General features: G+C 68.1%; 27 protein-coding genes. 21 read left to right on the forward strand and 6 right to left on the reverse strand.

Translation table 11 applies throughout. From position 1 onward, the window contains the following. Nucleotides 1-16 precede the first annotated feature (16 nt). Complete coding sequence (locus tag ACPEH8_RS16290; RefSeq protein ID WP_017357647.1) at nucleotides 17-643, reverse strand: hypothetical protein; 627 nt, start codon at nucleotides 641-643, stop codon at nucleotides 17-19. An 86-nt stretch (nucleotides 644-729) separates the two neighbouring features. Then, nucleotides 730-1,329 carry a DNA-3-methyladenine glycosylase gene (locus tag ACPEH8_RS16295; protein ID WP_423667490.1) on the reverse strand — a complete coding sequence of 200 codons (600 nt, stop codon included), beginning with the start codon at nucleotides 1,327-1,329 and terminating at the stop codon, nucleotides 730-732. Nucleotides 1,330-1,520: 191 nt separating this feature from the next. On the opposite strand from ACPEH8_RS16295, the gene ACPEH8_RS16300 reads away from it, so the two are divergent. The 3 genes from ACPEH8_RS16300 (at nucleotide 1,521) to ACPEH8_RS16310 (ending at nucleotide 3,432) form a co-directional block, all read left to right on the forward strand. Then, nucleotides 1,521-2,114 carry a GIY-YIG nuclease family protein gene (locus ACPEH8_RS16300; RefSeq protein ID WP_423667493.1) on the forward strand — a complete coding sequence of 198 codons (594 nt, stop codon included), beginning with the start codon at nucleotides 1,521-1,523 and terminating at the stop codon, nucleotides 2,112-2,114. Between the two features lie 64 nt (nucleotides 2,115-2,178). Continuing rightward, entirely contained in the window at nucleotides 2,179-2,526 is a 348-nt protein-coding gene (locus tag ACPEH8_RS16305; RefSeq protein WP_287255081.1) for a hypothetical protein, read from the forward strand. Between the two features lie 117 nt (nucleotides 2,527-2,643). Next, nucleotides 2,644-3,432 (forward strand): CHAD domain-containing protein, encoded by a 789-nt coding sequence (locus ACPEH8_RS16310; RefSeq protein WP_262072228.1) that lies wholly within the window; start codon nucleotides 2,644-2,646, stop codon nucleotides 3,430-3,432. 12 nt (nucleotides 3,433-3,444) lie between these two features. On the opposite strand, the gene ACPEH8_RS16315 is transcribed toward ACPEH8_RS16310, so the two are convergent. Beyond that, nucleotides 3,445-4,662 carry an MFS transporter gene (locus ACPEH8_RS16315; RefSeq protein ID WP_026070905.1) on the reverse strand — a complete coding sequence of 406 codons (1,218 nt, stop codon included), beginning with the start codon at nucleotides 4,660-4,662 and terminating at the stop codon, nucleotides 3,445-3,447. A gap of 512 nt (nucleotides 4,663-5,174) precedes the next feature. On the opposite strand from ACPEH8_RS16315, the gene ACPEH8_RS16320 reads away from it, so the two are divergent. Next, nucleotides 5,175-6,152 carry a GAF domain-containing protein gene (locus ACPEH8_RS16320; protein ID WP_423667496.1) on the forward strand — a complete coding sequence of 326 codons (978 nt, stop codon included), beginning with the start codon at nucleotides 5,175-5,177 and terminating at the stop codon, nucleotides 6,150-6,152. Between the two features lie 29 nt (nucleotides 6,153-6,181). Here the strand turns inward: ACPEH8_RS16320 and ACPEH8_RS16325 are convergent, their stop codons facing one another. Then, a complete protein-coding gene (locus ACPEH8_RS16325; RefSeq protein WP_017356910.1) occupies nucleotides 6,182-6,415 on the reverse strand; it encodes a DUF1653 domain-containing protein in 234 nt (77 codons plus the stop codon). 145 nt (nucleotides 6,416-6,560) lie between these two features. Here ACPEH8_RS16325 and mntR point away from each other — a divergent pair, with 145 nt between their 5' ends. The 4 genes from mntR to ACPEH8_RS16345 all read left to right on the forward strand — a co-directional run bounded on the left by mntR (nucleotide 6,561) and on the right by ACPEH8_RS16345 (nucleotide 9,134). Then, nucleotides 6,561-7,019: a manganese-binding transcriptional regulator MntR gene (gene mntR / locus ACPEH8_RS16330; protein WP_017356909.1), complete on the forward strand. Its 459-nt coding sequence runs from the start codon at nucleotides 6,561-6,563 to the stop codon at nucleotides 7,017-7,019. After that, nucleotides 7,012-7,536, forward strand: a complete 525-nt coding sequence (gene tadA / locus ACPEH8_RS16335) for a tRNA adenosine(34) deaminase TadA (protein ID WP_017356908.1) — start codon at nucleotides 7,012-7,014, stop codon at nucleotides 7,534-7,536. The genes mntR and tadA overlap by 8 nt, the downstream gene beginning before the upstream one ends. A gap of 106 nt (nucleotides 7,537-7,642) precedes the next feature. Further along, on the forward strand, nucleotides 7,643-8,218 hold the full coding sequence (gene orn, locus ACPEH8_RS16340; RefSeq protein ID WP_017356907.1) for an oligoribonuclease: 576 nt from the start codon (nucleotides 7,643-7,645) through the stop codon (nucleotides 8,216-8,218). 40 nt (nucleotides 8,219-8,258) lie between these two features. Then, nucleotides 8,259-9,134, forward strand: a complete 876-nt coding sequence (locus ACPEH8_RS16345) for an EcsC family protein (RefSeq protein WP_423667499.1) — start codon at nucleotides 8,259-8,261, stop codon at nucleotides 9,132-9,134. Between the two features lie 183 nt (nucleotides 9,135-9,317). On the opposite strand, the gene ppsA is transcribed toward ACPEH8_RS16345, so the two are convergent. After that, on the reverse strand, nucleotides 9,318-11,696 hold the full coding sequence (ppsA, locus tag ACPEH8_RS16350; protein WP_423667502.1) for a phosphoenolpyruvate synthase: 2,379 nt from the start codon (nucleotides 11,694-11,696) through the stop codon (nucleotides 9,318-9,320). Between the two features lie 144 nt (nucleotides 11,697-11,840). Between ppsA and ppsR the strand changes: the two genes are divergently transcribed. The 3 genes from ppsR (at nucleotide 11,841) to ACPEH8_RS16365 (ending at nucleotide 13,798) form a co-directional block, all read left to right on the forward strand. Beyond that, nucleotides 11,841-12,662, forward strand: a complete 822-nt coding sequence (gene ppsR, locus ACPEH8_RS16355; RefSeq protein WP_017356904.1) for a posphoenolpyruvate synthetase regulatory kinase/phosphorylase PpsR — start codon at nucleotides 11,841-11,843, stop codon at nucleotides 12,660-12,662. A 76-nt stretch (nucleotides 12,663-12,738) separates the two neighbouring features. Next, nucleotides 12,739-13,251 carry a DUF1249 domain-containing protein gene (locus ACPEH8_RS16360; RefSeq protein WP_136005372.1) on the forward strand — a complete coding sequence of 171 codons (513 nt, stop codon included), beginning with the start codon at nucleotides 12,739-12,741 and terminating at the stop codon, nucleotides 13,249-13,251. 58 nt (nucleotides 13,252-13,309) lie between these two features. Beyond that, entirely contained in the window at nucleotides 13,310-13,798 is a 489-nt protein-coding gene (locus ACPEH8_RS16365) for an NUDIX hydrolase (RefSeq protein ID WP_017356902.1), read from the forward strand. Nucleotides 13,799-13,829: 31 nt separating this feature from the next. Here ACPEH8_RS16365 and ACPEH8_RS16370 read toward each other — a convergent pair whose 3' ends face one another. Next, nucleotides 13,830-14,510, reverse strand: a complete 681-nt coding sequence (locus tag ACPEH8_RS16370) for a class I SAM-dependent methyltransferase (RefSeq protein WP_423667505.1) — start codon at nucleotides 14,508-14,510, stop codon at nucleotides 13,830-13,832. A gap of 306 nt (nucleotides 14,511-14,816) precedes the next feature. Here ACPEH8_RS16370 and ACPEH8_RS16375 point away from each other — a divergent pair, with 306 nt between their 5' ends. The 10 genes from ACPEH8_RS16375 (at nucleotide 14,817) to ACPEH8_RS16420 (ending at nucleotide 26,327) form a co-directional block, all read left to right on the forward strand. Next, nucleotides 14,817-15,431 carry a CDP-alcohol phosphatidyltransferase family protein gene (locus ACPEH8_RS16375; RefSeq protein WP_136005366.1) on the forward strand — a complete coding sequence of 205 codons (615 nt, stop codon included), beginning with the start codon at nucleotides 14,817-14,819 and terminating at the stop codon, nucleotides 15,429-15,431. 46 nt (nucleotides 15,432-15,477) lie between these two features. Then, nucleotides 15,478-16,521, forward strand: a complete 1,044-nt coding sequence (gene phaE, locus ACPEH8_RS16380; protein ID WP_423667508.1) for a class III poly(R)-hydroxyalkanoic acid synthase subunit PhaE — start codon at nucleotides 15,478-15,480, stop codon at nucleotides 16,519-16,521. Then, nucleotides 16,518-17,582: a class III poly(R)-hydroxyalkanoic acid synthase subunit PhaC gene (phaC, locus tag ACPEH8_RS16385; RefSeq protein WP_423667511.1), complete on the forward strand. Its 1,065-nt coding sequence runs from the start codon at nucleotides 16,518-16,520 to the stop codon at nucleotides 17,580-17,582. Before phaE ends, phaC begins: the two co-directional genes overlap by 4 nt. After that, complete coding sequence (locus tag ACPEH8_RS16390; RefSeq protein ID WP_026070911.1) at nucleotides 17,579-17,950, forward strand: DUF5329 domain-containing protein; 372 nt, start codon at nucleotides 17,579-17,581, stop codon at nucleotides 17,948-17,950. The genes phaC and ACPEH8_RS16390 overlap by 4 nt, the downstream gene beginning before the upstream one ends. A 75-nt stretch (nucleotides 17,951-18,025) precedes the next feature. Further along, nucleotides 18,026-18,229 (forward strand): PspC domain-containing protein, encoded by a 204-nt coding sequence (locus ACPEH8_RS16395; protein ID WP_017356977.1) that lies wholly within the window; start codon nucleotides 18,026-18,028, stop codon nucleotides 18,227-18,229. After that, nucleotides 18,226-18,666: a hypothetical protein gene (locus tag ACPEH8_RS16400; protein ID WP_017356978.1), complete on the forward strand. Its 441-nt coding sequence runs from the start codon at nucleotides 18,226-18,228 to the stop codon at nucleotides 18,664-18,666. The genes ACPEH8_RS16395 and ACPEH8_RS16400 overlap by 4 nt, the downstream gene beginning before the upstream one ends. A 168-nt stretch (nucleotides 18,667-18,834) precedes the next feature. Continuing rightward, on the forward strand, nucleotides 18,835-19,050 hold the full coding sequence (locus ACPEH8_RS16405; protein WP_017356979.1) for a hypothetical protein: 216 nt from the start codon (nucleotides 18,835-18,837) through the stop codon (nucleotides 19,048-19,050). A gap of 106 nt (nucleotides 19,051-19,156) precedes the next feature. Further along, complete coding sequence (locus ACPEH8_RS16410; RefSeq protein ID WP_423667514.1) at nucleotides 19,157-21,523, forward strand: Tex family protein; 2,367 nt, start codon at nucleotides 19,157-19,159, stop codon at nucleotides 21,521-21,523. A gap of 335 nt (nucleotides 21,524-21,858) precedes the next feature. Beyond that, nucleotides 21,859-24,051 (forward strand): PAS domain-containing protein, encoded by a 2,193-nt coding sequence (locus ACPEH8_RS16415; protein ID WP_153165268.1) that lies wholly within the window; start codon nucleotides 21,859-21,861, stop codon nucleotides 24,049-24,051. A 422-nt stretch (nucleotides 24,052-24,473) separates the two neighbouring features. Continuing rightward, nucleotides 24,474-26,327 carry a methyl-accepting chemotaxis protein gene (locus ACPEH8_RS16420; protein WP_423667517.1) on the forward strand — a complete coding sequence of 618 codons (1,854 nt, stop codon included), beginning with the start codon at nucleotides 24,474-24,476 and terminating at the stop codon, nucleotides 26,325-26,327. Nucleotides 26,328-26,375 lie beyond the last annotated feature (48 nt).

Genomic DNA, 26,375 nt, shown 5'->3' on the forward strand with positions numbered 1-26,375 from the left:
GGTTGCCCACCAGAAATCAGGGCAAAACGCCCTGCAGGTAGCGTTCAATCACGTAACTGAAAGGACGCTGCCGGTGGTCGCGCAGCACGGCGCGCACCTCCAGCACAGTGGCCTGCGGGCCTTCGCCGCAGTCGGGCCAGCAGGTGGCATCACCCAGCGTCTGGCGCTGGAAGCCAAGCGGCTTCACCACGCGTCCAAATGGTTCGTCGCTGCCATCCAGCGTGGCATTCATGGCGGACGTGAGCAGGTCGGGGACATACCAGTTGTCCGCTTCGGACAGCACGCGGGTGCCGCAGACCAGGCGCACACGGCGGTAGCGCAGCGGCACATCGGCTTCGACCTGCAGCGCTTCGCGCACTTCGGGCGGTGCATCGCGCACGACACCCTCAACGCGCACCGCCCGTACCTTCGCCGTGTCGGCGAGGCCCTGTTCGGCGCACCAGGTCTCCAGCGTGCTGGTCGCGCTGTGTCCCGCCAGCAACCGCGCGTGCAGCGCCTGCACCAAGGCCGTGCGCGAGGCCAAGGACGCTGTGGCGGCCGGCGAGGCCGGCGAGCCGCCTGTCGCGAAGGCGGCCACGGGCGCTGCAGCGAGCAGCGACGCGGCTTGCCAACGAAGACGGGCAGTGCGGTCGAACGGGCCCATCGTGATCCACCGTGAAAGAAGACGTCAGTTTACCCGGTCCTGTAGCGCGACCCGGCAATACGCGCGTGGATCTGTCGCACCGGTCGTCAAATCGGACGCCGGCGGCCGGACACATGGTCATTGCCGGGAACATGCCAGCGCCAGGGGAACGTCGTGGCGCGGCGGATGCCGATGCGCGGGCCGACACCAGGCTGCGAGGGCGGCGGCATGCCATCGCTGACGATCCGGATGGGCCCGGCGCTGTCGGTCAGATCGGTGCCGTCCAGTGCGCCGGTGATGCCCAGCGCCTGCGACAGGCGACCCGGCCCACTGGCCAGGTCACGATCGCGCCGGGCGGCGACCCGGGCCTGGCGCATCCGATCGATCCCCGCCAGCGGCGCCAGCGCCCGCAGCAGTACGCCCCAGCCCTGGCCGATGTCGCCGCAGACCGCATTGGCGCCCCAGTGCATGCCATAGGTGAAGTAGACATACAGATGCCCGGCCTCCCCGAACATCGTGCGCGTACGCGGGGTCATGCCGCGGAACGAATGCGCGGCCGGATCCTGGTCGCCGGCGTAGGCCTCCACTTCCACGATGCGCCCGGCACGTCCGTCGTCGCGCAGCAGTATCGTGTTGAGCAGGTCCGGTGCCACCTCGGTGGGGTGACGCTGGTAGAACGCGCGGGGCAGGGGTGTCCACTCAATCATGCGGCCCCCGCTGCGCGACGGTCCGATTCCGCATTGGAGGTCTCCTCGGTGGCCTGGGTCGCAGCATGCGCGTCGGAGCGTCGACAGGGTATCAAGCTGCCGGTCGTCACGTTGCGCTCGCGCTGCGTTCGCAGCTCATGAGTCGATGTCCCGTCAATCTGGCGGCGGTCCAGAACGGGAGCAAACCACCGATGATGAAACCGATGCAGGACCAGAACGCCCCGATCGCGCTCGATGGGCGCTGTTTCGCCTATGTGTTCCCCTGCGCGTGGGAGGACTACGGCAAGATCGGGTTCTCGCGCGATCCGCTGGCGCGCATCGGCGCGCTCCACCATCGCTGGTTCGAGTTCTTCGATCTCGACGCCGGCGTGTTGATTGAAACCGAGACCCAGCGCGACGCGCGCGATGTAGAGCTGGCGCTGCGCCGCCCGCTGAAGGCGCATCGCGCGCCGGCACCGCTCACCGTGCAGGACAAGGCCGGCGGCAGGACCGAGTGGGTACGGGGTGCCAACGATCTCCTGCGACCCGCCGTGCAGGTGCTGGCCGAGGGCGGTCACCGGATCCACCCGCTGCGCGCTTGGCTCGCCGCCGCGATGCTGGCGCGCGCCGACGGGTTGTTCGACTGGTCGGCTGCGGTGCTGCCGGAGGAACCGGTCGCGCGCGATGCCTTGTCCGTACGCGCGCAGGTGCTGCTGCGCGACGCCCTGGATGCCCACGTGGCGCTGGGGATTGATCTGGAGGGGCGTGTGCCGCCGCACGTGTGGTCCTGGTACCGGCCGACGTAGCGCGAACAGGTGCCTTGTTGGGCGCGCAAGGCGCTCATATAGTGCCCCCTTACAAGGGGGAAACATGGCCGACAACGCATCCGCTCCATCGTATGACCTGACCACGGCTGCGGGTATTGCCGCCGCCGGCATGGCGCTGAGCGTATTGACACCGCTCGGGCCGCTGGTGGCAGCGGCCGCGCTGGCACGGAAGTTCTTCAAGCCCAGCGTGGAGGTACAGGCGCAATCCGCAGCGGACCTGATCAAGGCGGGCGCCGAGAACAACGTGGACGAAATGGAGATCACGCTCAGCGAAGAAGCAGGGCTGCACATCAAGTCGGCGCATCCGGAGGTACCCATCAAATTGACGATGGGCAAGTCCGGGACGGTGACGATGAAGGTCAAGTACCGGTCGCCCCCGGCGACGGCCTGATCGGTACCGGGGCGGTCCCGGTACCGACACGGGGGCACACCCCGCCTGGCGGGCGTGAATCCGGCGGGCGGATCGACCGCTACACTGCCGGTTCCGTGACGATTCCGGTGGGGTGCCATGCAGTCGGTTGTTCCCGGAAGCGCTGCCCATGCGCTTGCCCGCCAGGCGTGCCGCGATATCGAGCAGGCGTTGTCGCCGGGCGGGGACGCGCATGAATCCGTGCACGCCGCACGCAAGGCGATCCGGCGCCTGCGGGCGTTGCTGGCGCTGCTGGAACGTACCGACCTTGCGCTGGGTGACGCCGATGCCATGCTGCGCCGGCTGGGGGATGGCCTTTCCGGACTGCGTGACGCGCACGTGGCCGTGGAGACGGCGGCGCTGCTCGCCGCCCGCGCACCCACTGCGCCGTGGCCGTATGTGATCGGGCGCCTGCAGGCGCGTCGCGATGCCTGGTTGCGGCGCGCGCTGGCCGGCGATCCGGCATTCGGTCGCCGGCGTGATCGGGTCCGGCGGGTCGGCGCGCTGCTGGATGCCCAGCCCTGGGCCGCGATCACCCTGTCGCAGATACGGGCCGGCCTTGCGCGCAGTGCCAACCGCGTGCGCAAGGCGGAGCGTCGGGCCCATCGACATCCGGAGCCGGAACGGCTGCACCGCTGGCGGCGCAAAGTGCGGCGCCTGCGCATGCAGGTGGAAGCCATGCCCCACCTGGACGCGCACCTGTTGAAGGTGCCGCATGTGCGCGGCGGAGGCGGTGAAGCCAAGGCCCTGCACCAGCTCAGCACTCAGCTGGGCTGGCAGCAGGACCTGCGCATGCTGCGGAACCTGGTGCGGGTCATGCCGGGCGTGACGGACCGCAGGCAACTGCTGGCGCAGATCGATCAGGCGCGGAGCAGGCCGGTCGCCTGATCGCCGTGCCGCTCAGCGCTCGCAGGGCACGGCGAGCGCGCGTGACTGGCGCTCGACCAGCATTGCCACGCCCCACAGCAGCAGACCGCCCAACGCCGTGGCAGCGCCGACATAGCCGGTGGTGGCCGGACTGAGGCCGGCACCGATGGCCATGCCGCCAAACCACGGCCCCAGCGCGTTGGCGGTGTTGAAGGCGGCATGGTTGGAGGCGGCCGCCAGCGTCTGTGCTTCTCCGGCCACGTCCATCAGACGGGTCTGCAGCACCGCTGCCAGCGCGCCCATCGTGCCCACCGCGACGATCATCGGGAAGATGCTCCACACCGAGCGCGCCGCCAGCGGGTAGAGCAGCAGCACGATCACCGACCACACCAGCACCACGGCAGCTGCACGGAAGTGGAACCGGTCCACGAGCCAGCCACCGGCGACGTTGCCGATGATCGCGCCGATGCCGAAGATGCCCACCGCGACCGGCATCCAGGATTCGGCCAGGCCGGTGACCTGCACCAGCGTCGGCGCCAGGTAGGTGAAGACGCAGAACATGCCGGCAAAGCCGATGGAGCCGATCGCCAGCGCCAGCCACACCTGCGGGCGGTTGAAGGCGCGCAGCTCGCGCATCGGCGAGGTGCGCTGCTCGTCCGGATCGGGCAGCAGGAAGCGGGCGATCATCGCCACCGTGGCGATGGCCAGCACGCTGACCAGCGCGAACGCGGTGCGCCAGCTGAGCATCTGGCCCAGCCAGGTGGTAAGCGGGTTGCCCACCAGGATCGCGACCGACAGGCCGAGCAGCACCTTGGACATCGCCGATCCACGCTGGGACGGCGGGCTGATCGCGGCTGCCACCAGCATCGCCACACCGAAGTAGGCGCCGTGCGGCAGGCCGGCGACAAAGCGCGCCAGCAGCATCGTGCCGTAGTTGGGCGCCAGCGCGCTGGCCAGGTTGCCCACCGCATAGAAGCCCATCAGCGCCAGCAGCAGGGAGCGTCGCGCAAATCCGGCACCGGCGAAGGCCAGCACCGGCGCGCCCACCACCACGCCGATGGCGTACGCACTGATCAGGTGGCCGACCTGCGTTTCGCTGATCGACAGCCCGCGGCTGATCTCCAGCATCAGGCCCATGCTCGCGAACTCGCTGGTACCGATCGCAAAGCCGCCCAGCGACAGCGCAAGCAGGATGAAGGTGCGCTCGCGCGGGGTCAGGCGCGCAGCGAGGGAAAGGGCGGGAGAGCTCATTGGGCAGCGGGAGGCAATGCGATACGGTCCGTAATTGTACTGCTGCGCCGCAACATCCAGCCCGGTCAGGAACGACGGCGGCGCCCGGTTCAGCACCGGGCCATATCGGCCGGCAGCCGGCAAAAGTGCCGCGCAGGCCGCGATCGCCGCGTTCGTGGGTCAACGGGGCGGCAACGGCCGGCGGTCCTCCGCCGATACGGGACGCAGCTTTCCGCCTGCAGGACAGGGCGCGGCGATGGCGATGCCGATGGAAGGGCTGCCGTTCCGGGGTCGCAGGTCGTGCGGCAGGTATCACGCGGGGAAACCGTTCGTGGCTGCGCCGGGGCAGCGCATGACGTTCCGTCCCCGACCCACCGATGTCACCGATCGCGTGTGGCACGGAAACGACCGGCGCATGGATGCTTCCTGCGCCTCACGCGGCGACACCCGACGCCGGGCCCGCACGGTACGGGCATCTCCGGCATTCGTGCGACAATGGTGGACAGGCGCGCAGACGCGCCGACAGGGGGGCTATGACTACCGGCACGCGTTTTCCAACAGTGATCGGTTTCGATCTGCCCGGCCAGCAGGACGCGCCAGGCGGGTCGCGGGTCATCATCACCGCGATCCTCGACGGCGTACCGCCCGACGATTGGATGCTTGCCTTCCACCGTGAGGCGGGCCGCGGCCTGCGCGAGACCTTTGCCGTCGAGCAGATCCGTCTGGTGGGCGAGGGGCTGCACTTCGTCGGCGCCATCACCGATGCGCGCGGTCTGTCGGCGGCGGTGCGTGGTCTGGTCGAGCGGGTGACGGCGCAGGTGCTTGATCGCCGTCTCGCCGTGCTGGACAACCTCGTCGATGAGTCCAACTGGGGGCCGAGCGCAGGAAACGACGACACTCCGCCCAGCGACCCGCGCATGCTCGACGTGGCGCAGTTGCAGGCGATGCCGGCGGTACCGGCCATCCTGGCGCTGGCCAGCGACCTCACCGCGATGCGCTTCGTTGCCGTGGCGCGGGTGACCAGCGACCGCTGGACCACCTGCGCGGTGCACGACCTGCTGGGCTTCGGCCTCGCACCGGGGCAGGATCTGGTGCTCGAAACCACGATCTGCCATGAAATCCGGCAGCACCAGATGACGGTGCAGTTCAACCAGGCCAGCGAGCACCCGGTATTCTCTCGGCACCACACGCCGGCGATGTACGGCTTTGAGAGTTACATCTCGGTACCGGTGCGACGGCGTGACGGCAGTTTCTTCGGCACGCTGTGCGCACTGGATCCGTTGCCCTCGCGCCTGGATGCGGCGGGGGTCGCCTGTTTCGAGGTGATGGGTGCGGCCATCGGCGCGCATCTGGATCTCGACGAAGGCGCATCGAACGTGGCTGCGCCGTCGGTCGCCGACGTCCTGGGTACGTTGGCCACACGGTTGCAGGCGCTTGAGCCTTCCGCCGACCCGGCCGTGCAGACGGTGCTGGCGCGGCTGCGTGCGCTGCTGCCTGCAGTGGCCGCCTGAGGCGCGCCGCGGCGGGCAACGCGCGGGAATCAGTCCGTGACGCGTGCGAATCGCGCGCGCGGCTGTCCGTCCACGTCGACCTGGGCGATGAACATCGCATACGGTCGGACCCAGACGCCGATGTCGGCATCGAGGGGGCGGTACAGCACCATCGGCTCGAGGGTTTCGCTGTGCCGGACGATGCCGAGCACCTCGTAGTTGCCGCCCTTGAAGTGACGGTAATGGCCCAGTGGCAGGGTGGGCAGGGCAGGCAGGTCGGACATGGGCGGAGGGCGTGGATGAGCGGTGTCCATTATGGCGCGGTGGACCGCCACCGCAGCCAGCCGTGAGGGGGATGCGGAACGGCTGCGGTAAACTGCGCCTCCAGCCGCCAGCGTCTTCTGCCCGCGGCCGCCCGCAGGAGCCTGCATGACCCCGACCACCCGCAAACCGCCGTCCCCGCTGATCGATGCCCACATGCACGTGGAAGGGTTCGTGCAGGTGCGCGAGGCGCGCCGGTCGGAGCTGGTGGAAGACTACGTGGAGCTGATTGCCGATCTCATCGCCGATGGTCGCGAAGCGCGGCAGGTGGACATCGCCACGCGCCTGGGCGTCGCCCAGCCCACGGTGGCCAAGGCGCTCAAGCGGCTGGTCAAGGAGGGCTGGGCGATACAGCGGCCGTACCGGGGGGTGTTCCTGACCCCGGCCGGCGAGCAGCTCGCAGTTGAAATGCGGGCGCGCCACCAGACGGTGGAGCGCTTCCTGCTGGCGCTGGGGGTGGATGCCGATTCGGCGCGGCGCGATGCCGAGGGCATCGAGCATCACGTCAGCGAGGCTACGCTGGCTGCCTTCGAGGCCTTCCTGCGCAAGGCCGAACGCCGTGGTTGAGCGCCTGCCGCCGCCACCGCCGCTGGGCGTTCCGGTCCACGACCGCGACGAACACTGGATGCAGCACGCCCTGGTCCTGGCGGGCCGCGCCGAGCGCGAGTTCGACGAGATTCCCGTCGGCGCGGTGCTGGTGGGTGCGCAGGGCGAGGTGCTGGGTGAGGGCTGGAATCTCAACATCGCCGACCACGATCCCAGTGCGCATGCCGAGATCGTGGCGATGCGTCACGCGGGCCGGGCGATCGGCAACCATCGCCTGCTTGGCAGCACGTTGTACGTCACGCTGGAGCCCTGCGCGATGTGCGCGATGGCGATTGTGCATGCGCGCGTGGCGCGGCTGGTGTACGGCGCCAGTGATCCGAAGACCGGTGCCTGCGGCAGCGTGTTCGACCTCATCGGCGACGCGCGGCACAACCACCGCGTGGAGGTTCACGGCGGCGTGCTGGCCAAGGAGGCGAGCACGCGCCTGACCAACTACTTCCGCGCCAAGCGCGGCAAGCCGCCACTGCTGCTGGAGTGACCTCCTGGCTGCGCCGGCGACGGAGCGTCGACGCGATGGCGGTATCATGGCGCCCTTTCCATCCCCGGTCGGCGCTGTCGCGACGACCCCAGCACAAGGCGTAGACATGGCGGACAACGGCGCAGAAGGCGAACGACTGATCTGGATCGACCTGGAAATGACCGGTCTGGACACCGACAACGATGCGATCATCGAGATCGCCACGGTCGTGACCGACGCGCAGTTGAACGTGCTGGCCGAAGGGCCCGAGTTCGCCATCCACCATCCGGTGGAGCGGCTGGAAGCGATGGACGAGTGGAACCGCAACCAGCACCGTCGCTCCGGCTTGTGGCAGCGGGTGGTCGAGAGCACCGTCACGCTGGGCCAGGCGGAAGCGCAGACGGTGAACTTCCTGGCGCAATGGATCAAGGCCGGCGCCTCGCCGATGTGCGGCAATTCCATCTGCCAGGACCGTCGCTTCCTGCACCGCGAGATGCCCCGCCTGGAAAAGTACTTCCACTACCGCAACCTGGACGTGTCCACGGTGAAGGAACTGGCCCGGCGCTGGGCCCCGGCAATTGCTGCGGGGGTCGGCAAGACGTCCAGCCACACCGCGCTGAGCGACGTGCACGACTCGATCGCCGAACTGCGCCACTACCGCCAGTTCATGGGCGCGCTGGCGGGGTTGCCCGGGCAGGCGTGATGAACGCGCCGTTCAAGCCTGCGGCGCTATGATCCGCGGCATGAACGACCTCGTCCGCAGCACGCCACCCCCGCTGGAAACGCAGATCCTGCCCACGTCGCAGGACTGGGCCGACCTGCAGCGCGCCGTCGTGCTGCTGGAGTCGCCTACGCTGACCGCCAAGATGGCCAACCTGATCGGCTCGCCGCTGGAGTTCGCGGTGAAGAAACTGCCGCAGTCGGTGTCCCGGCGCATCCACGGTGCGGTCGAAGCGGCACTGTTCAAGTCCGCGCAGGCCGCCCTGTGGACGATGGACAACACGCCTGGCAAGGCCGCATCGACGCGCTGGCACAAGCTGGCGGCGGCGACCTCCGGCGCGGTCGGCGGGGCCTTCGGCTTCACCACACTGTTCATTGAGTTGCCGGTGTCGACCACGATCATGATGCGCTCGGTGGCCGATGTGGCCCGCAGCGAAGGGTTCGACCTGCGTGACATGGCCACGCGCCATGCCTGCCTGGAGGTGTTTGCGCTCGGGGGAAACTCCGGCAAGGACGACGCCAGCGAGACCGGTTACTACATCACCCGCGGGTTTACCGCGGAAGTGATGCGCCACCTGTCGGCCGAGTTGGCCGGGCGCGCCGTGGGCGGCACCCCGGTGATGATCGGGCTGACCCCGAAGGAAGCCGGCAAGTGGCTGGCCAAGATCGTGGAGAAGGTTGCCGCGCGCTTCGGTGTGGTGGTGACCGAGAAGTTCGCCGCACAGGCCGTCCCGATCGTCGGGGCCGTGGCCGGGGCGACGCTCAACACCATGTTCACCGACTATTACCAGGACATGGCGCGCGGCCATTTCATCGTGCGCCGGCTGGAGCGCACCTACGGGTACGACACGGTCCGCGCCGCGTACGCGTTGCTCGCCGGCCAGGCCGACAATTCGTAACCACCGGTGGTTCGCTGCGCGTGCGCGCGGCAGCCGACCAACGGTCGGCTGATCGTGGCCCCTCACCGGTAGAGCCGACCGTGGGTCAGCGGCGCTGCGTTCACGTCCGGCATCGCGTGCCCCTGGCCCATAAAAGCAGAACCCCGCTTGCGCGGGGTTCTGTCGTCTACCGGAACGGCTGGATCAGCCGTTGGCTTTCAGCTTGGCCAGGCGCAGCCAGGTGTCGACGACGGTGTCCGGATTCAGCGACACCGACTCGATGCCTTCCTGCATCAGCCATTCGGCCAGGTCCGGATGATCCGACGGGCCCTGGCCGCAGATGCCGACGTACTTGCCCTTGGCGCGTGCCGATTTGATCGCCATCGACAGCAGCTTCTTCACCGCCGGGTTCCGCTCGTCGAACAGGTGCGCGACGATCGAGGAATCGCGATCCAGGCCCAGGGTGAGCTGGGTCAGGTCGTTGGAGCCGATCGAGAAGCCGTCGAAGATGTCCAGGAATTCATCGGCGAGCAGTGCGTTGGACGGCACTTCGCACATCATGATGATCTTCAGGCCGTTCTCGCCCTGCTTGAGGCCGTTCTGTTCCAGCACCTGGACGACCTTGCGGCCTTCTTCCAGCGTACGCACGAACGGAATCATCACCCACAGGTTGTCCAGGCCCATCTCGTTGCGCACGCGCAGCACGGCCTTGCATTCCAGGGCGAAGGCGGCCGAGAAGCTCGGGTCGACATAACGGCTGGCGCCGCGGACGCCGATCATCGGGTTCTCTTCGTGCGGCTCGTAGTTGCTGCCGCCGATCAGGTTGGCGTACTCGTTGGACTTGAAGTCCGACAGACGCACGATCACCGGATTCGGTGCCACCGATGCCGTCAGGGTGGCGATGCCTTCGGCCAGACGGTTGACGTAGAAGCTGACCGGATCGGCATAACCGGCGATCTTCTCGTCGATCTTCTTCTTCGTGGCCGCGTCCTGGCGGTCGTACTCCAGCAGCGCGTTGGGATGGATGCCGATGTGGCTGGCAATGATCATCTCCAGGCGGGCCAGGCCGATGCCGGCGTTGGGCAGCTGGCCGAAGTCGAACGCACGCTCCGGGTTGGCCACGTTCATCATGATCTTCAGCGGCGCCGGCGGCATGTTGCCCAGGTCCGTGGTGGTGCGCTCGAAGTCGAGCTTGCCTTCGTAGATGAAGCCGGTATCGCCTTCAGCGCAGCTGACGGTGACTTCCTGGCCATCGGCGATGACCTGGGTGGCGTTGCCCGAGCCGACCACGGCCGGCACGCCCAGTTCACGCGCGATGATCGCGGCGTGGCAGGTGCGGCCGCCACGGTTGGTGACGATGGCCGAGGCGCGCTTCATCACCGGCTCCCAATCGGGGTCGGTCATGTCGGCGATCAGCACGTCGCCGGGCTGCACGCGCGCCATGTCGTCCAGCGACTTGACCACGCGCGCGGTCCCGGCGCCGATCTTGGCGCCCACGGCGCGGCCTTCGGCCAGCACCTTGCCGTCCTTCTGGTTCAGCGTGAACCGTTCGATCTGGGTGGCATGGCCACGCGACTTCACCGTTTCCGGACGCGCCTGCACGATGAACAGCTTGCCGCTGACGCCGTCCTTGGCCCACTCGATATCCATCGGGCGGCCGTAGTGCTTTTCGATGATCAGTGCCTGCCTGGACAGTTCCTGCACATCCTCGTCGCTGATCGAGAAGGTGTTGCGGATCTCGACCGGGGTGTCTTCGATGCGCACGCGCTCACCGGGGACGTCCGAATACACCATGCGGATCGCCTTGCTGCCGAGCGAACGGCGCAGGATCGCCGGCTTGCCGGCGTTGAGCGTGGGCTTGTAGACGTAGAACTCGTCGGGATTGACCGCGCCCTGCACGACCATTTCGCCCAGACCGAAGCTGGAGGTGACAAACACCACGTCGCGGAAACCGGATTCGGTATCCAGGGTGAACAGCACGCCGGACGAGCCGACGCCCGAGCGCACCATCAGCTGCACGCCGGAGGACAGGAACACGTCTTCGTGCTTGAAGCCGTGGTGGACGCGGTAGGCGATGGCGCGGTCGTTGTACAGCGAGGCGAACACTTCCTTGACCTTGTGCACGACGTCGTCGGCACCGGTCACGTTGAGGAAGGTCTCCTGCTGGCCGGCGAAGGAGGCATCGGGCAGATCTTCGGCGGTGGCCGAGGAGCGCACGGCCACGGCCACGTCGCCGCCGCCGTTCTCATCGCACAGCTGCCTGTAGGCGCTGCGGATGTCCTGGTCCAGCTGCGGCTGCAGCGGCGCGTCGATCACCCAGCTGCGGATTTCCTTGCCGGCGGCGGTGAGCGCGGCGACATCTTCCACGTCCAGCGTGGCCAGCCTATCGAAAATGCGCTTGGACAGATCGTTGTGCGCGATGAAGTCCTTGAAGGCTTCAGCGGTGGTTGCGTAACCGCCGGGGACAGAAACCCCCAGACCGGCAAGATTGCCGATCATTTCGCCCAGCGACGAATTCTTGCCGCCTACGCGGGCCAGGTCGGCCAGGCGCAGTTCGTGCAACCACAGGATATTCTCGTTCAAGCGCGATGCTCCGTTTGGCCATCGCCCGAGGCGGGCTGGAATGGCCACGTCCGTAGGAAGAAGCCGATATGATGCCGGGCAGACCGCCGTCGGCACAAGCTTGTATCGACGGTCTTTTTAGGCTTCAGAGGGGGTAAAAGGCGCATGTCGACGATCCGTCCGGTGTTCTACGTGTCCGATGGAACCGGTATCACCGCTGAAACCATTGGACATAGCCTGCTGACCCAGTTCTCCGGGTTCAGCTTCATTACCGACCGCATGTCCTTTGTCGATGACCCCGAAAAGGCCCGGGAGGCCTGTGAACGGATCCGCGCGGCGGGCGAGCGCTACCAGGTCCGGCCGATCGTGGTCAGCTCCTGCGTGGACAGCGGGCTGAGCGTGATCCTGGCGGAAAGCGGCGGGTTGATGCTGGACGTGTTCGCCCCCTTCATCGAGCCGCTGGAGCGCGAGCTGGCCGTCAGCCGCCATTCCCGGGTCGGCCAGGCCCACGGCATGGTGGACTTCGAGACCTATCACCGGCGGATCAACGCGATGAACTTCGCGTTGACCCACGACGATGGCATTGCCATCAATTACGACGATGCCGACGTGATCCTGGTGGCCGTGTCGCGGGCCGGCAAGACCCCCACCTGCATCTACCTGGCGCTGCACTACGGGGTGCGCGCGGCGAACTACCCGCTGACCGACGAGGACCTGGAACAGGACCGGCTGCCGCCGCGGCTGCGCCCCTACCGCAAGAAGCTGTTCGGCCTGACGATCGACCCGGACCGTCTGCAGCAGATCCGCCAGGAGCGCCGCCCGAATTCGCGCTACGCCAACCTGGAGACCTGCCGCCGCGAAGTGGCGGCTGCGGAGACCATGTTTCGCATGGAGCGCATCCCGACCCTGAGCACCACCCACACCTCCATCGAGGAAATCTCAAGCAAGGTGCTGGCCACGCTGGGGCTGCAGCGGGAGATGTACTGACGCCTGGTGCCCGGCCGGCCCTTTGGCCGGGCCGCTGCCGCCCCCACGTTGGAGGATCAACGTGTAGGATCGAGACATGGCCCAGGCATCACCCCGACTGGAACGCATCCCCCGGCTCAGCCGCCTGAGCTGGCTGATGGGCCTGTACGCAGAGAACTACCAGCATCTGGTGCGCCTGTTCGCACCGGCGGAGCTGGCACCCGGCAGCTATGTGTCCTCGATCGGCGACGGGCTGGACGTGCGCCTGGATGTCATCGAATGCCACCGCTACACCGTCGAACTGCGGCTCACCTACGACTTCGCCGACCCCGTCACCGGCCAGCCGGACCCGTCGGCCTATGTGCGCCTGTACCGTGACGCCCGCCAGGCCGAGACCACCCATTGCTATGTCGGCCGCCGCTGGCAGGATGTCATGGGCATGTACCCGCCGCCGGCCGAGCTGATCAGCCACCGCATGCGGATGAACACCTTCCTGGGCAAGTGGCTGGAATACCTGGCCGAGCGCGGGCATGGCGTGGCCACGCTGCGCCGTGACGGCGATGCCGCGGCCCCGGCGCGCGACGCCCGACGCGCCAGCGCGGTGCCATAAGCGACGCGGTTGCGGTCGATCCCGCATAATCGGGGTCTGCAACCCGAGCGTGTGTGAGATGCCCTATACCCCGATCGTGGCCACCCTGGGCTACGTGCTGTCAGCGGACGGCAAGCAAGCGCTGATGATCCACCGCAACGCCCGTCCCGGCGATCAGCATCTGGGCAAGTACAACGGCCTGGGTGGCAAGGTCGAACGCGACGAGGATGTCGCCGCCGGCATGCGCCGCGAAATCCGCGAGGAAGCCGGCATCGAGTGCGGCACCATGCGCATGCGCGGCACCATCAGCTGGCCCGGTTTCGGCAAGCAGGGTGAGGACTGGTTCGGCTTCGTGTTCGTGATCGAGGACTACACCGGCACTCCCCTGACCGCCAATCCGGAAGGCACGCTGGAGTGGGTGGATGTGGACAAGATCGAAGATCTGCCGCTGTGGGAAGGTGATCGCCGGTTCCTGCCGCTGGTGTTCGACCAGGACCCGCGCCCCTTCCACGGCGTGATGCCCTATCGGGACGGCGCGATGCTGTCCTGGTCGTACACCCGCCTGTAAGGGCAGGACGCGATACCACTGCCGGCCGGCGCTAGCGTCGTGCTAGCAGCAGATGGAAGTGCTTGTCGATCTGGCGGCCATCGTTGCCGGTGCCGGTCTCTCGATGGCTGCGCCACCCGCAGACCCGCAGGCCGGCGCTGCGCAGGGCCAGCTCCACCTCGGCCAGCGCGTGCAGGTGAAAGCCGTGGGCGGCGAAGGGCAGGGTGCGCATGAACGCCGCGTCGCCGAAGGCCAGGCACAGCCGTGCGCCGGGGCGCAGTACCCGCGCCAGTTCCTCCAACGGCGTACGCAGGTCCTCCCAGAAGTACAGCGTATTGACCGCCAATGCCGCGTCCATGCACGCCTCGGGCAGCGCCAGGGCATGGGCATCGCCCAGGCGTATCTCGGCGCGGTCCTCCAGCCCGGTGGCGTGCAGCCTGGCCTGCGCGGCCTCCACCATGTCGCTGGACACCTCGATGCCCAGGTAGCGGCTGCCCGCGGCATGCAGCAGGTCGCCGGCGAAGGCGGCGTTGCCGGGGCCTATCTCCAGCACCCGCTCGGCAGGGCCGACCGCCAGCAGCGCGATCGCGGCCCGGTTGAGCGCGCCGTTGATGCGGTTCATTGACTCGGCGATCGCCAGGGCGTGCTCGCCATGCGGGTGCCGCAGCTGCGCGGCCAGGTGTTCGGGGGAAAGCAAGCGCGTGACTCCTGTCGCGGCGGGCGGGCAGGACATGGCGGCGGCGAGTCCACCCGGCAGCATAGCGCGTCGGCGGCGGTGGGCGCATGCCAACTCAAGCGCGCGCGCGGGGCGGCGTGCTGACAACGACTTGTCCACAGGGGGTGTGGATGACTGGTGCGCAAGTTTGTGGATAAGCGCCGTCAGCCCCCGCCCACGTTGGCTGTCAAGATGGGTGGCCAAAAATTCACCGCACGTCGTGGGCCGGTGAACAGCGCGGGAAGGCCCGGTCCGGCCCGGATGCTCTGTCCCCGTTCGGGCTGCTCGCGGTACTCTCTTGCCACTGCCGTCAACCGATACCCCATGAAACGTCACTTCTCGATGCTGCGCGAATTCCAGCTGGCCGACTGGTTCACCTTGGCCAATGCGTTCTGCGGCACCGGCGCGGTGTTTGCCGCGATGCGTTTTCTGCAGGACGGCGAGCACCGCTATCTGCTGTTCGGAATGGCCCTGATCCCGCTGGCCTTCATTTTCGATGCGCTGGACGGACGCATCGCGCGCTGGCGCAAGTCCAGTTCCACGCTGGGCCGCGAGCTGGATTCGCTGTCGGACATCATCTCCTTCGGTGTCGCCCCGGCCGCGCTGGCCTACGCCTGCGGCATGCAGGGCGGTTGGGACTGGCTGGTGCTGAGCTACTTCGTCTGCTGCGGGGTGAGCCGCCTGGCGCGCTATAACGTGACCGCCGAATCGCTGGCCGGCGAGGGCGACAAGGTGCCGTATTTCGAAGGCACGCCGATTCCCACCAGCCTGGCGCTGGTGGTGGTACTGGCGATCGCAGCCAGCATGGGGGCGATCGGACCGGACCTGTGGCTGGGTCAGTGGCAGTTGGGGCCGTGGCAGCTGCACCCGATGGTGCTGCTGTTCGCCCTGTCCGGGTCGCTGATGATCAGCAAGACCCTGCGCATTCCCAAGCCGTGAGCCCGACCGTGCCCCTGTCGAACCGCCTGCTGGCTGGAGCCCGCCGATGAGCACCGCCGGCCGTGGTGGTGGCGCGGGCGATATCGAAGCGCTCGCCCGCCAGTATTTCGGTGCCTGGGGTGATGCCCTGCGCCATGCCGCCGGGGTGCCTGGCGACAGCCACGATCCCGGTCGCGCGGGTGGTTGGCAGCAGGCGATCGAGGCGTGGTCGCAGTTGATGCCCGACGCGGGCAGCGGTCCGGCCGACGACGCCGTGCGCCGCTTCCGCGAGCAGGCCGGCGGCTGGTACGGGACCATGCAGCAGGTGGCCGCGCAGTTTGCCGGCCGCGACGCCAGCAGCGCCGACGTGGCACAGGCCTGGCGTGCGGCGGTGGAAGGGCAGGGCGACGGTCTGCTGCAGTGGATGCTCCAGGCCGCGCGAGGCCACACCCGTGCCGACGGTCCGGACCTGCTCAAACTGCTGGAATCGCTGCAGCGCGATCTCGGGCCGTGGATGCAGAGCCCGGCGTTCGGCCCTGGCCGCGAACACCAGGCACGCTGGCAGGCCCTGCTGCGCGCGCAGCAGGAGTTCCAGACGCACTCCAGCGCCTATGTGGACCAGATCAAACAGGCGCTGGACGATGCATTCGCCCTGTTCGAGCAGCGCCTTGCCGAGCACGAGCAGCCGGGCAATCAGCTCACCAGTGCCCGGGCGATGTTCGACCTGTGGATCGAGGCGGCCGAAGAGGCCTATGCGAAGGTCGCCCTGTCCGAGCCGTTCCAGCAGGTGTATGCGGCGCTGGGCAATGCGCAGATGCGCCTGCGCGCGGCCACGCAGCATGAAATCGAGCGCGTGACCGAAAGTCTGGGTCTGCCCACGCGCACGGAGATGGATGCCGCACACCGTCGCATCGCGGAACTGGAGCGGCTGGTGCGGCGGATGATGCAGGCGGCGCCGGCGAAGGCCGCGCCGGCCAGGTCAACAGCACGCGCCACCCCTGCCGAGGCCCCCAAGGCCCCCAAGGCCCCCAAGGCGACCAGAACCCCCAAGCCGGCTAAACCTGCCAAGCCGGCTCCGGCCACACCCGCGCGGCGGACGCGCAGCCGATGAAGGGCCCGTTGGGATTCAACGCAGAGGACCTGCTGCAGGAAGCCCTGGCCATGCAGCGCAAGCTGATGGACGGGCTGACGCTGCTGCCGTCGGTGGAGGACGTGGACTACGGCGTCACCGCGCGCGAAGAGGTCTGGCGGGACGGCAAGGTAGCGCTGTATCGGTTCATCGGCACCGAAGCGCCGGTGCACTCGACCCCGCTGCTGATCGTGTATGCGCTGGTCAACCGGCCGTACATGGTTGATCTGCAGGCCGACCGTTCGCTGGTGCAGAAGCTGCTGGCACTCGGACACGACGTGTACGTGCTGGACTGGGGCTACCCGGACCGCTCCGAGCGCTACCAGACGCTGGAGGATTACCTGCTGCGGTTCATCGACGGCGCGGTGGACTACCTGCGCGCGCAGTCCGGCGGCCCGATCGACATGCTCGGCATCTGCCAGGGCGGGGTGTTCGCGCTGTGCTACGCGGCCCTGCGCCAGCACAAGCTGGCCAACCTGGTCACGATGGTCACGCCGGTGGATTTCCACACCGCCGACAACATGCTTTCGCACTGGGCACGGCATGTAGACGTGGACCTGCTGGTGGACACGCTGGGCAACATCCCGGCCGACCTGATGAATGCCAGTTACCTGATGCTCAAACCGTTCCGGCTCAACGTGCAGAAGTACGTCGGTCTGCTCGACATCCTGGACGACAAGGCCGCGCTGGAGGACTTCCTGCGCATGGAAAAGTGGATCTTCGATTCGCCCGATCTCGCCGGCGAAGCCTTTCGCGACTTCATCAAGCAGTTCTACCAGGGCAACGGCCTGATGCACGACGGCGTGCGGATCGGCGAGGAACATGTCGACCTGCGCCAGGTGACGCTGCCGGTGCTCAACATCTACGCCGAACAGGACCATCTTGTCCCGCCGGATGCCTCGCGCGCGATGCGCGGCCGGATTGGCAGCAGTGATTACACCGAAAGCAGCTTCCGTGGCGGCCACATCGGCATCTATGTCTCCGGCCGCGCCCAGCGCGAAGTGCCTGCGACCCTCTCACAGTGGCTGAAGGAACGAACATGACCCACCTCCGCGTGATGACGACGCTGCTCGTGGCGCTGCTGGCGGCCGCCGGTGGCGCCTCGGCCGCGCCCAGCGACACCGCGCGCCGCGAGATCGCCGCGCTGATCGGCGCACTGGACGGCTCGTCCTGCCGCTTCCAGCGCAACGGCAGCTGGCACGACGCCGCAGAAGCGCGCGCGCACCTGCAGCGCAAGTACGACTACCTGCTCAGGAAGGACAAGGTGGATACCGCCGAACAGTTCATCGAACGGGCCGCCAGCCAGAGCAGCATGAGCGGCAAGCCCTACCGGATCGCCTGCCCGGGCCAGCCCGAACAGACCGCGGCGGCGTGGTTCGGTGCGCGCCTGAAGGCCTTGCGCGGACGCTGAGCGCCTGGCGCCGCATGCGCCGCATACACACCGGTCCGCGCTAGCATTTCCCTCATACCGTTGGAGGACCCTGCCATGAACGCCACACCCCGCACGCTCTCGCGCTCGCTCAACGACCGCATGATCGCCGGCGTGATGGGCGGCATCGCGCACCGCTTCGGCTGGAACCCGACGCTGCTGCGGATCGTGTTCGTGGTGGTCTCCCTGGCGTCGGCTGCCTTTCCCGGCATCCTGGTGTACCTCATCCTCTGGCTGCTGATTCCCAACGAGGCCGATTGATCCTGCCGCCATTGGCGCTGCGCGTCCTGCAGGGGCTGGGCGCGCTTTGGACCGCGCCCAACACCCTGATCGGTCTGCTCGGTGGCCTGCTGGGGATGGTGGCGGGCGCGCGTCCGTCGTGGAATGCACGCGACCGCGCGGTCGTGTTCCGTGACTGGCCGTGGGGGCCGGGCGGCGCGATCACCCTGGGCAACGTGATTCTGCACACCGGCCCGGTACTGGACGTGCCGTGCCGCACGTACGCGCATCAGGCGGGCCACTGCACCGAGCCGGTCATCGGTCTGCACGACCATGAGCGCGCACATGTCTATCAGTACATGGTGCTGGGCCCGTTGTACCTGCCGGTGTACCTGCTGTGCGGCGGCGTCAGTGCGCGCAATCCCTTCGAGCGCGCGGCCGATGTGTATGCGATGACCGGGCGCGGCTGGTGGCCGTAATGGCCACGTGTTAGCGATGCGTTAATTTCGTGTAAGCAAAACGTCGGTAACGCGACGTCATCTGCATGCAAAAAAACGTTATTAACCTCAATGACGCATCAGTCAGGTTGGGCGCGGTAAGCTGCACGCTGTTGGACATGCACGATGCTTTTTGGAGGAGTACATCACATGGCAATTGTTCTTTATGTCGGTGGTAGCAAGGATGGCGACAAGGGCCTGGTGCCCCACGGCTTCAGCAAATCCCGCGCCGAGACGGCCCAAGGGCCGGAGATCTACACCGAGCGGTTCATGGAACTGCAGGGCGTGGGCCGGGTGCGCGTCATGGCCCTGGAATCCCTGCTGGATGAATCGGTGAAGGTCCGCGCGGCGCAGCACTACCGCTGAGCGCCGACCATCGGCGACAGGTTGGAGGGCGGCTGTCAACGGGTTTCCCCCGCCGCCCTGCGTTGCCACAATCGGGTTTTCCGTAACGTGGCTCCGGCCGGAAGCAATGCCTGACATCAAGCTCGCCCAGCAGATCGCCCAGACCATCGCCGACGAAATCGGCGCCCAGGCTGCCCAGGCGCGTGCCGCCATCGCCCTGTTGGACGAAGGCGCCAGCGTTCCGTTCATCGCCCGCTACCGCAAGGAAGTCACCGGCGGCCTGGACGACACCCAGCTGCGCAACCTGGAGACGCGCCTGACCTACCTGCGTGAACTGGAAGACCGCCGCGCCGCGGTGCTGTCCAGCATCGACGAACAGGGCAAGCTCAGCGACGAATTGCGTCTGGACATCCTGGCCGCGGACACCAAGTCGCGCCTGGAAGACCTGTATCTACCCTACAAGCCCAAACGCCGCACCCGCGCCCAGATCGCGCGCGAGGCCGGGCTGGAACCCTTGGCCGATGGCCTGCTGGCCGATCCTGGTCTGGACCCGCAGGTGTTCGGCGCCACTTTCGTCGATGGCGACAAGGGCGTGGCCGACGTCAAGGCCGCCCTCGAAGGCGCCCGGGCGATCCTGATGGAGCGCTGGGGCGAGGACGCGGCGCTGGTCGGCGAGCTGCGCAACTGGCTCGGCGAGCACGGCGTCATCCGCGCCCGTGTTGCCGAGGGCAAGGAAGAGCAGGGTGCCAAGTACCGGGATTATTTCGAGCACGCCGAGCCGCTGGCGAAGATTCCGTCGCACCGCCTGCTGGCGCTGTTCCGCGCGCGCCGCGAGGAAATTCTGTTCTTGGAGCTGGACCCGGGCAGCGATGCCGAGGCCGGCCACCAGTACGCCGAGGGGCGTGTGGCGCACAACGCCGGCATCCGCGATGCCGGGCGCCCGGGTGACCGCTGGCTGCTTGACGCCTGCCGGCTGACCTGGCGCGCCAAGCTGCACATGCACCTGCTGCTGGACCTGTTCAACCAGGCGCGCGAAAAGGCCGAAGCCGACGCCATCGCGGTGTTCGGCGACAACCTCAAGGATCTGCTGCTGGCCGCCCCGGCGGGCCCGAAGACCGTGCTTGGCCTGGACCCGGGCATCCGTACCGGGTGCAAGATCGCCGTGGTCGATGCCACCGGCAAGCTGGTCGCCACCGACACCATCTACCCGCACGAGCCGCGTCGCCAGTGGGACCAGTCGCTGCACACGATCCGGCAGCTGTGCATCACGCACAACGTGGAGCTGATCGCGATCGGCAACGGCACCGCCAGCCGCGAGACCGACAAGCTGGCCGGCGAGGTCATCAAGGCGCTGGGCGACACCCGGCTGCAGAAGATCGTGGTCAGCGAGGCCGGCGCATCGGTGTACTCGGCCTCGGAAATGGCGGCCAGGGAGTTCCCCGATCTGGACGTGTCGATCCGCGGTGCGGTGTCGATCGCGCGGCGTCTGCAGGACCCGCTGGCCGAGCTGGTGAAGATCGAGCCCAAGGCGATCGGCGTGGGTCAGTACCAGCACGACGTGGACCAGTACCGCCTCGCGCGCGCGCTGGATGCGCGGGTGGAAGACTGCGTCAACGCGGTTGGCGTAGAGGTCAATACGGCCTCGGCCGCACTGCTCTCGCGGGTATCCGGCTTGTCCTCCACCGTGGCCGAGAACATCGTGCGCCACCGTGACGACAACGGTCCGTTCAAGCGCCGCAAGGACCTGCTCAAGGTGCCGCGCCTGGGCGACAAGACCTTTGAACAGTGCGCCGGCTTCCTGCGCATCGCCGACGGCGACCAGCCGCTGGATGCCTCGTCGGTGCACCCGGAAGCCTATCCGGTGGTCGAGCGCATCGTGGCGGCCACCGCGCGCCCGATCAAGGCGCTGATCGGCGACGGCAGCTTCCTGCGCAGTCTGAAGGCCGAGCAGTTCACCGATGCCACCTTCGGTGTGCCGACGGTGCGCGACATCCTCAAGGAGCTGGAGAAGCCCGGCCGCGACCCGCGCCCCGAGTTCAAGGCGGCGCGCTTCGCCGACGGGGTGGAAGAGCTGAAGGACCTCAAGGTCGGCATGATCCTCGAAGGCGTGGTCAGCAACGTGGCCGCGTTCGGCGCGTTCGTGGACATCGGTGTGCATCAGGACGGCCTCATCCACATCTCGGCGCTGTCGGACACCTACGTCAAGGACCCGCGCGACGTGGTCAAGGCCGGCGACATCGTCAAGGTGAAGGTGCTGGAGGTCGACGTGGCCCGCAAGCGGATCGCGCTGACCCGTCGCCTGGACGACACCCCGGCACCGGCCAAGGCCCCGGGCGAGCGCGACGCGCGTCCGGCCGGCGGTGGCCGCCGCGACGGCGGGGGCCCGCGTCCCGGCGGCCGGGGTGGCCCGTCTGGTCCGCGCCCGGGCAGTGGCGCCCCGCCGGCCAACAATGCCCTGGCCGACGCCTTCGCCCGCGCAAAACGCGGCGGCTGAGGGCCTGGGAGCCGGCGGCGGTCGCGGTGCGACCGCTGCCGTTCGCCGCAACGGGACATGGGTACCGGCGGCGAACGGGCCTGTTTTCGTGGGCTGCCCGCCGCCGCCGGGGCTGTGGCGGGCCGTTGCACCGCCATGCCGCGGGGGGGGCGGTGGGCCGGGGCACTTCTGGTTTGACTCCGGTTTAAGCACACTTCCCGTTGAATGGCCGCACGGCGTGGCGCGCGGTCGCGGGGAGGGGACATGGCGGACACCAGGAACAGGGCGTTCGGCCGGGCATGCGCCCGGGCCGCGCACGCGCCTGCCGCATCGGCGACGGGCAGCCGGAGGCCGTCATGAGCCGCGAGCCGGGCAGCGTTCCCGCCCCGACGGACGATCTGTCCGACCAGCTTCGCCGCATGGAGAAAATCATCGATGGCATCGCCGTCGGCACCTGGGAGTGGAACATCCAGACCGGCCAGATGCGGGTCAACGAGCGCTGGGCCGGCATTGTCGGCTACACGCGCGAGGAACTGGCTCCGATCACCCCGGAGACATTCTTCCGGCTGGTGCATCCAGACGATCTTGAGAGCTCCAACGCACTGCTGAAAGAGCACCTGGAAGGACGCTCGCTGCGGTTCGACAGCCTGTGCCGGATGCGCCACAAAGACGGACACTGGATCTGGGTACAGGATCGCGGACGCATCTACGAATGGGATGCGCAGGGCCGGCCGGTGTGGATGGCCGGTGCGCATGCCGATGTCACCGACCTGCAGACAGCCCGCCAGGATGCGGCCAACATGCGCCAGCGCCTGCAGGCGGTGGTGGATGCGTCCGACGAAGTGGCGGTGATCGCCACCGACATCGATGGCGTGGTCAACCTGTTCAACACCGGCGCGCAGAAGCTGCTCGGCTACAGTGCGGACGAAGTGATCGGGCGGGTCAACCCCGGCCTTTTCCATGATGCCGAGGAAATGCGCGCGTACCTGCAGCAGGATGTCGGTGACGGTGTGCCGCTGCCCAGCATCTTCCAGGCGCTGACCGCTCGCGCCGCGCAGGGCACCTGGTCGCACCAGTGGACCTTCGTGCGCAAAGATGGCGAGCGCCGCCAGGTGCGCCTGTCGATCAGCCCGCTGGATTGCGCCAGCGGCTCGCGGATCGGCTACGTCGGCATGGCGGTGGACATCACCCCGCTGCTGGCGATCCGCGAGCAGGCGTATGTGGCGGCGGAGAAGTTCGCCGGCGCGTTTTCCTCGGCCGCGCTTGGCATGGCGCTGGTGTCGCTGGAAGGGCGCTGGCTGGATGTCAACGATGCCCTCTGCGGCATCCTTGGCTACACCCGTGCGGAACTGCTGCAGATCGACTTCCAGACCTTGACCCATCCCGAAGACCTGCACGCCGATCTGACCCTGGTCGGCGACCTGCTCGCCGGCCGCCGTGATCATTACCACATGGACAAGCGCTACCTGGGCAAGGCCGGCAATATTGTCTGGGGGCGGCTGTCGGTGTCGCTGGTGCGCGCCGGCAACGGCGAGCCGCTGCATTTCGTGTCGCAGATCCAGGACGTCACCGCGCAGCGCCAGAGCGGGCAGCAGCTGCGCGAGTCCGAACAGCGCACGCGGATTACGCTGGATGCGGTGGCCGACATGGTAGTGACCCTGGATCTGCACGGCACGGTCCAGTACGCCAACGCAGCCGCGAGCCGGGCGTTGGCCGGGGCAGGCGCCGACGGCCTCACCGGCAGCCGGCTGGCCGAGCTGATGGAACTGACCACCGAGTACGCGCCCCGTTCGCCGCTGGACCTGTCCGTGCTTCTGGATCCGGACAGCAATGCGGTGGATCTGCATTCGGACCTGCTGTTGGCGGTGGGCGCCCAGCGGGTGCCGGTGGACCTCACGCGCGCCTGGCTGCGTGGCGAGGACGGCGTCATCAGTGGTGCGGTGTGGGTGATCCGCGATGTCACCCAGCAGCGCGCGCGCCAGCGCGAAGCGCGCCATCTGGCCGAGGTCGATCCGTTGACCGAACTGAGCAACCGCCGCGGGTTCGAAGCGCACCTGCAGCAGGCGATCACCCGCGTGGCCCGCACCGGGCAGCAGGCGTCGCTGATGTACATCGATCTGGACCACTTCAAGCCCGTCAACGATACGCACGGTCACCTCGCCGGCGATGCCGTGCTGTGGGCGGTGGCCAGTCTGCTGCGGCATGGGGTGCGCGATTCAGATATCGTCGCCCGACTCGGCGGCGACGAGTTCGCGGTGATCCTGGCCGGCTGTTCGCTCAAGCGTGCGCGGCGCATCGCCAGCGATCTGCTCGACGCGCTGCGCGCGCTGTCCATTCCGTGGGACCAGCAGCGGCTGGCAGTGGGGGCCAGCATCGGCATTGCCGCCCTGGGCGGCGCCATGAGCGTGGATGACGCTGTGGCCGCCGCCGATGCGCAATGCTATCGGGCCAAGGCCGCCGGCCGCGACAACGTGCAGGTGGAGGCGCCGGGCGAGGGCCCGTTCGATCCGCTCGACAGCGGCGATACCAGCGAGGCAGGGGAGGGCTGAGCGGTGCCGCAGGCTGGCCGCCGCCACGGCGGTCCGGGATACTCGCCGGCCACGCGAATGGACAGGAACAGCCGGATGAGCCCCCCCGGATCGCGAGGGACGTGACCGCCCTGGCGATGGCTCTGGCTGGATCGGCCGGTCTTCCCGCCCAAGCCGCTGCCGGCCCTGCATATCGATTGATCGGCCGCCCTAAAGGTTGCCTGCCAGGGGCCGCTATATCGGTCGGAGTTGCCCCCTGCGTGGCAGGGGGACCTGGCGGCCTGTCTGATCGATAGATCCACCCGACCGTGCTCCGGTCGTGCACTGCCTCTGGAAGTCGCGTCATTTCAACTGACGATGTTCGTGCGTCCCAAACCAGCTGATCACCCGCGCCGGACATCCCGTTCGGCGTCGCCATCGCTTATCGGACACGAGGTCATACGATGTTTACTTCAGGCTTGCATACGCCGGTGCGTGCACCGCTGTCGGTCACTGCCGTCGATTCACCCTGGCGCGCCCTGCGCGGCCTGTTCCGCGCCCGCCGCAGCCCCGGCGAGGCGGGGGCCGGGGCGGCCGCACGCCACCAGGCGGCGCTGGAAGCGCAGGTCGCGGCCCTGCACCGCGTGCATGCCGTGATCGAGTTCGACCTTGACGGCACCATCCTGGAAGCCAACGACAACTTCCTGCAGACGCTGGGCTACACCCTGGCGGAGATCCAGGGGCGGCACCACGCGATGTTCGTCGACCCGGTGCAGGCGCAGAGCGAGGAGTACCGCGCGTTCTGGGCCAAGCTGGGGCGCGGCGAGTTCGACGCCGGCCAGTATCGCCGGGTCGGCAAGGGCGGCCGGGAGATATGGATCCAGGCGTCCTACAACCCCGTGTTCGACAACGATGGCCGGCCCTACAAAGTGGTGAAATTTGCCACCGACATCACCGCGCAGAAGTTCCAGGCGGCCGATTTCGCCGGCCAACTGGCGGCGATCAGCAAATCCCAGGCGGTGATCGAGTTTGGCATGGATGGACGCATCCTTGCCGCCAACGACAACTTCCTGGCGGTGATGGGCTATCGCCTGGAGGAGGTGCGTGGCCAGCACCATTCGATGTTCGCCGAGCCCGCCTACCGCCAGAGTGCCGAGTACCAGCGCTTCTGGGAAAAGCTGGGGCGGGGCGAGTTCGACGCCGGCCAATACAAGCGACTGGGGCGCGATGGGCGTGAGGTGTGGATCCAGGCGTCGTACAACCCGATCTTCGACATGAACGGTCGGCCGTTCAAAGTGGTCAAGTACGCCACCGATGTGACCGCGCAGGTGCAAGCCAGTCTTGCCCTGGAGCTGGCGGTGGCGCAGACCCGTGAAGTGGTGGCAGCGGCCCAGGGAGGGGACCTTACCGGCCACATTCCGACCACCGACAAGCGCGGCCCGATCGCCGAGCTCTGCGAGGGCATCAACGCGCTGGTCGAGGCGATGGCCTCGATCATCGGGCAGATCAAGTTCGCGGCCGACACCATCGCGGTCGGTGCCAGCGAGATCGCCGAAGGCAACAGCGACCTGTCGGTGCGCACCGAGCAGCAGGCGGCGTCGCTGGAGGAAACCGCGGTGTCGATGAAGGGGCTCACCGCGACCGTGCAGCGCACCGCCGACAACGCCCGCCAGGCCAGCGTGCTTGCCAGCGGCGCGGTCGATGTCGCCGACCAGGGCGGACACGTGGTGCACGAAGTGGTGGCGACGATGGCGCTGATCAACGACTCCTCGCGGCGCATCGTCGACATCATCGGAGTCATCGACGGCATCGCATTCCAGACCAATATCCTGGCGCTCAACGCAGCGGTGGAGGCGGCGCGTGCCGGCGAGCATGGCCGTGGCTTCGCGGTTGTCGCCTCGGAGATCCGCTCGCTGTCGCAGCGCTCGGCCGACGCCGCCAAGGAGATCAAGCAACTGATCGGCGACTCGGTGGAGAAGGTCGGCGCGGGAACCGCGCAGGTCGAAAGCGCCGGACGGACGATGACGGACATCGTGGTCAACGTGAAGCGCGTCAGCGCGTTGATGAGCGACATCAGCGCCGCCGCCCAGCAGCAGAGCGAGGGCATCCAGCAGATCAACCGTGCCGTAGAGCATATCGACGAAGGCACCCAGCAGAATGCGGCGCTGGTCGAGGAAGCGTCGGCGGCGGCGCGCAGCATGGAGGAGCAGGCATCCCAGTTGCTGCAGACCGTGGCCGGATTCCGAGTGGATGCGGCAGTGGCGCAGACGCAGCGACAGGCAATGCAGGGCGCCCAGCCGGTACTGCGCCTGGTGTGAGCGCAGGCGCGATGGGCGGCGGCACCGGCTGCACCCTTGCGCGTGGCT

Origin of the sequence: Stenotrophomonas sp. NPDC077461 (assembly GCF_049545475.1) — a bacterium.
GTDB lineage: Bacteria > Pseudomonadota > Gammaproteobacteria > Xanthomonadales > Xanthomonadaceae > Stenotrophomonas > Stenotrophomonas nematodicola.

Excerpts from the sequence above, each read along its gene's own strand:
- ACPEH8_RS16290 (WP_017357647.1), bottom strand. The coding sequence starts at position 643 with ATGGGCCCGTTCGACCGCACTGCCCGTCTTCGTTGGCAAGCCGCGTCG.
- ACPEH8_RS16295 (WP_423667490.1), bottom strand. The coding sequence starts at position 1,329 with ATGATTGAGTGGACACCCCTGCCCCGCGCGTTCTACCAGCGTCACCCC.
- ACPEH8_RS16300 (WP_423667493.1), top strand. The coding sequence starts at position 1,521 with ATGATGAAACCGATGCAGGACCAGAACGCCCCGATCGCGCTCGATGGG.
- ACPEH8_RS16305 (WP_287255081.1), top strand. The coding sequence starts at position 2,179 with ATGGCCGACAACGCATCCGCTCCATCGTATGACCTGACCACGGCTGCG.
- ACPEH8_RS16310 (WP_262072228.1), top strand. The coding sequence starts at position 2,644 with ATGCAGTCGGTTGTTCCCGGAAGCGCTGCCCATGCGCTTGCCCGCCAG.
- ACPEH8_RS16315 (WP_026070905.1), bottom strand. The coding sequence starts at position 4,662 with ATGAGCTCTCCCGCCCTTTCCCTCGCTGCGCGCCTGACCCCGCGCGAG.
- ACPEH8_RS16320 (WP_423667496.1), top strand. The coding sequence starts at position 5,175 with ATGACTACCGGCACGCGTTTTCCAACAGTGATCGGTTTCGATCTGCCC.
- ACPEH8_RS16325 (WP_017356910.1), bottom strand. The coding sequence starts at position 6,415 with ATGTCCGACCTGCCTGCCCTGCCCACCCTGCCACTGGGCCATTACCGT.
- mntR (WP_017356909.1), top strand. The coding sequence starts at position 6,561 with ATGACCCCGACCACCCGCAAACCGCCGTCCCCGCTGATCGATGCCCAC.
- orn (WP_017356907.1), top strand. The coding sequence starts at position 7,643 with ATGGCGGACAACGGCGCAGAAGGCGAACGACTGATCTGGATCGACCTG.
- ACPEH8_RS16345 (WP_423667499.1), top strand. The coding sequence starts at position 8,259 with ATGAACGACCTCGTCCGCAGCACGCCACCCCCGCTGGAAACGCAGATC.
- ppsR (WP_017356904.1), top strand. The coding sequence starts at position 11,841 with ATGTCGACGATCCGTCCGGTGTTCTACGTGTCCGATGGAACCGGTATC.
- ACPEH8_RS16360 (WP_136005372.1), top strand. The coding sequence starts at position 12,739 with ATGGCCCAGGCATCACCCCGACTGGAACGCATCCCCCGGCTCAGCCGC.
- ACPEH8_RS16365 (WP_017356902.1), top strand. The coding sequence starts at position 13,310 with ATGCCCTATACCCCGATCGTGGCCACCCTGGGCTACGTGCTGTCAGCG.
- ACPEH8_RS16370 (WP_423667505.1), bottom strand. The coding sequence starts at position 14,510 with ATGTCCTGCCCGCCCGCCGCGACAGGAGTCACGCGCTTGCTTTCCCCC.
- ACPEH8_RS16375 (WP_136005366.1), top strand. The coding sequence starts at position 14,817 with ATGAAACGTCACTTCTCGATGCTGCGCGAATTCCAGCTGGCCGACTGG.
- phaE (WP_423667508.1), top strand. The coding sequence starts at position 15,478 with ATGAGCACCGCCGGCCGTGGTGGTGGCGCGGGCGATATCGAAGCGCTC.
- phaC (WP_423667511.1), top strand. The coding sequence starts at position 16,518 with ATGAAGGGCCCGTTGGGATTCAACGCAGAGGACCTGCTGCAGGAAGCC.
- ACPEH8_RS16390 (WP_026070911.1), top strand. The coding sequence starts at position 17,579 with ATGACCCACCTCCGCGTGATGACGACGCTGCTCGTGGCGCTGCTGGCG.
- ACPEH8_RS16395 (WP_017356977.1), top strand. The coding sequence starts at position 18,026 with ATGAACGCCACACCCCGCACGCTCTCGCGCTCGCTCAACGACCGCATG.
- ACPEH8_RS16405 (WP_017356979.1), top strand. The coding sequence starts at position 18,835 with ATGGCAATTGTTCTTTATGTCGGTGGTAGCAAGGATGGCGACAAGGGC.
- ACPEH8_RS16410 (WP_423667514.1), top strand. The coding sequence starts at position 19,157 with ATGCCTGACATCAAGCTCGCCCAGCAGATCGCCCAGACCATCGCCGAC.
- ACPEH8_RS16415 (WP_153165268.1), top strand. The coding sequence starts at position 21,859 with ATGAGCCGCGAGCCGGGCAGCGTTCCCGCCCCGACGGACGATCTGTCC.
- ACPEH8_RS16420 (WP_423667517.1), top strand. The coding sequence starts at position 24,474 with ATGTTTACTTCAGGCTTGCATACGCCGGTGCGTGCACCGCTGTCGGTC.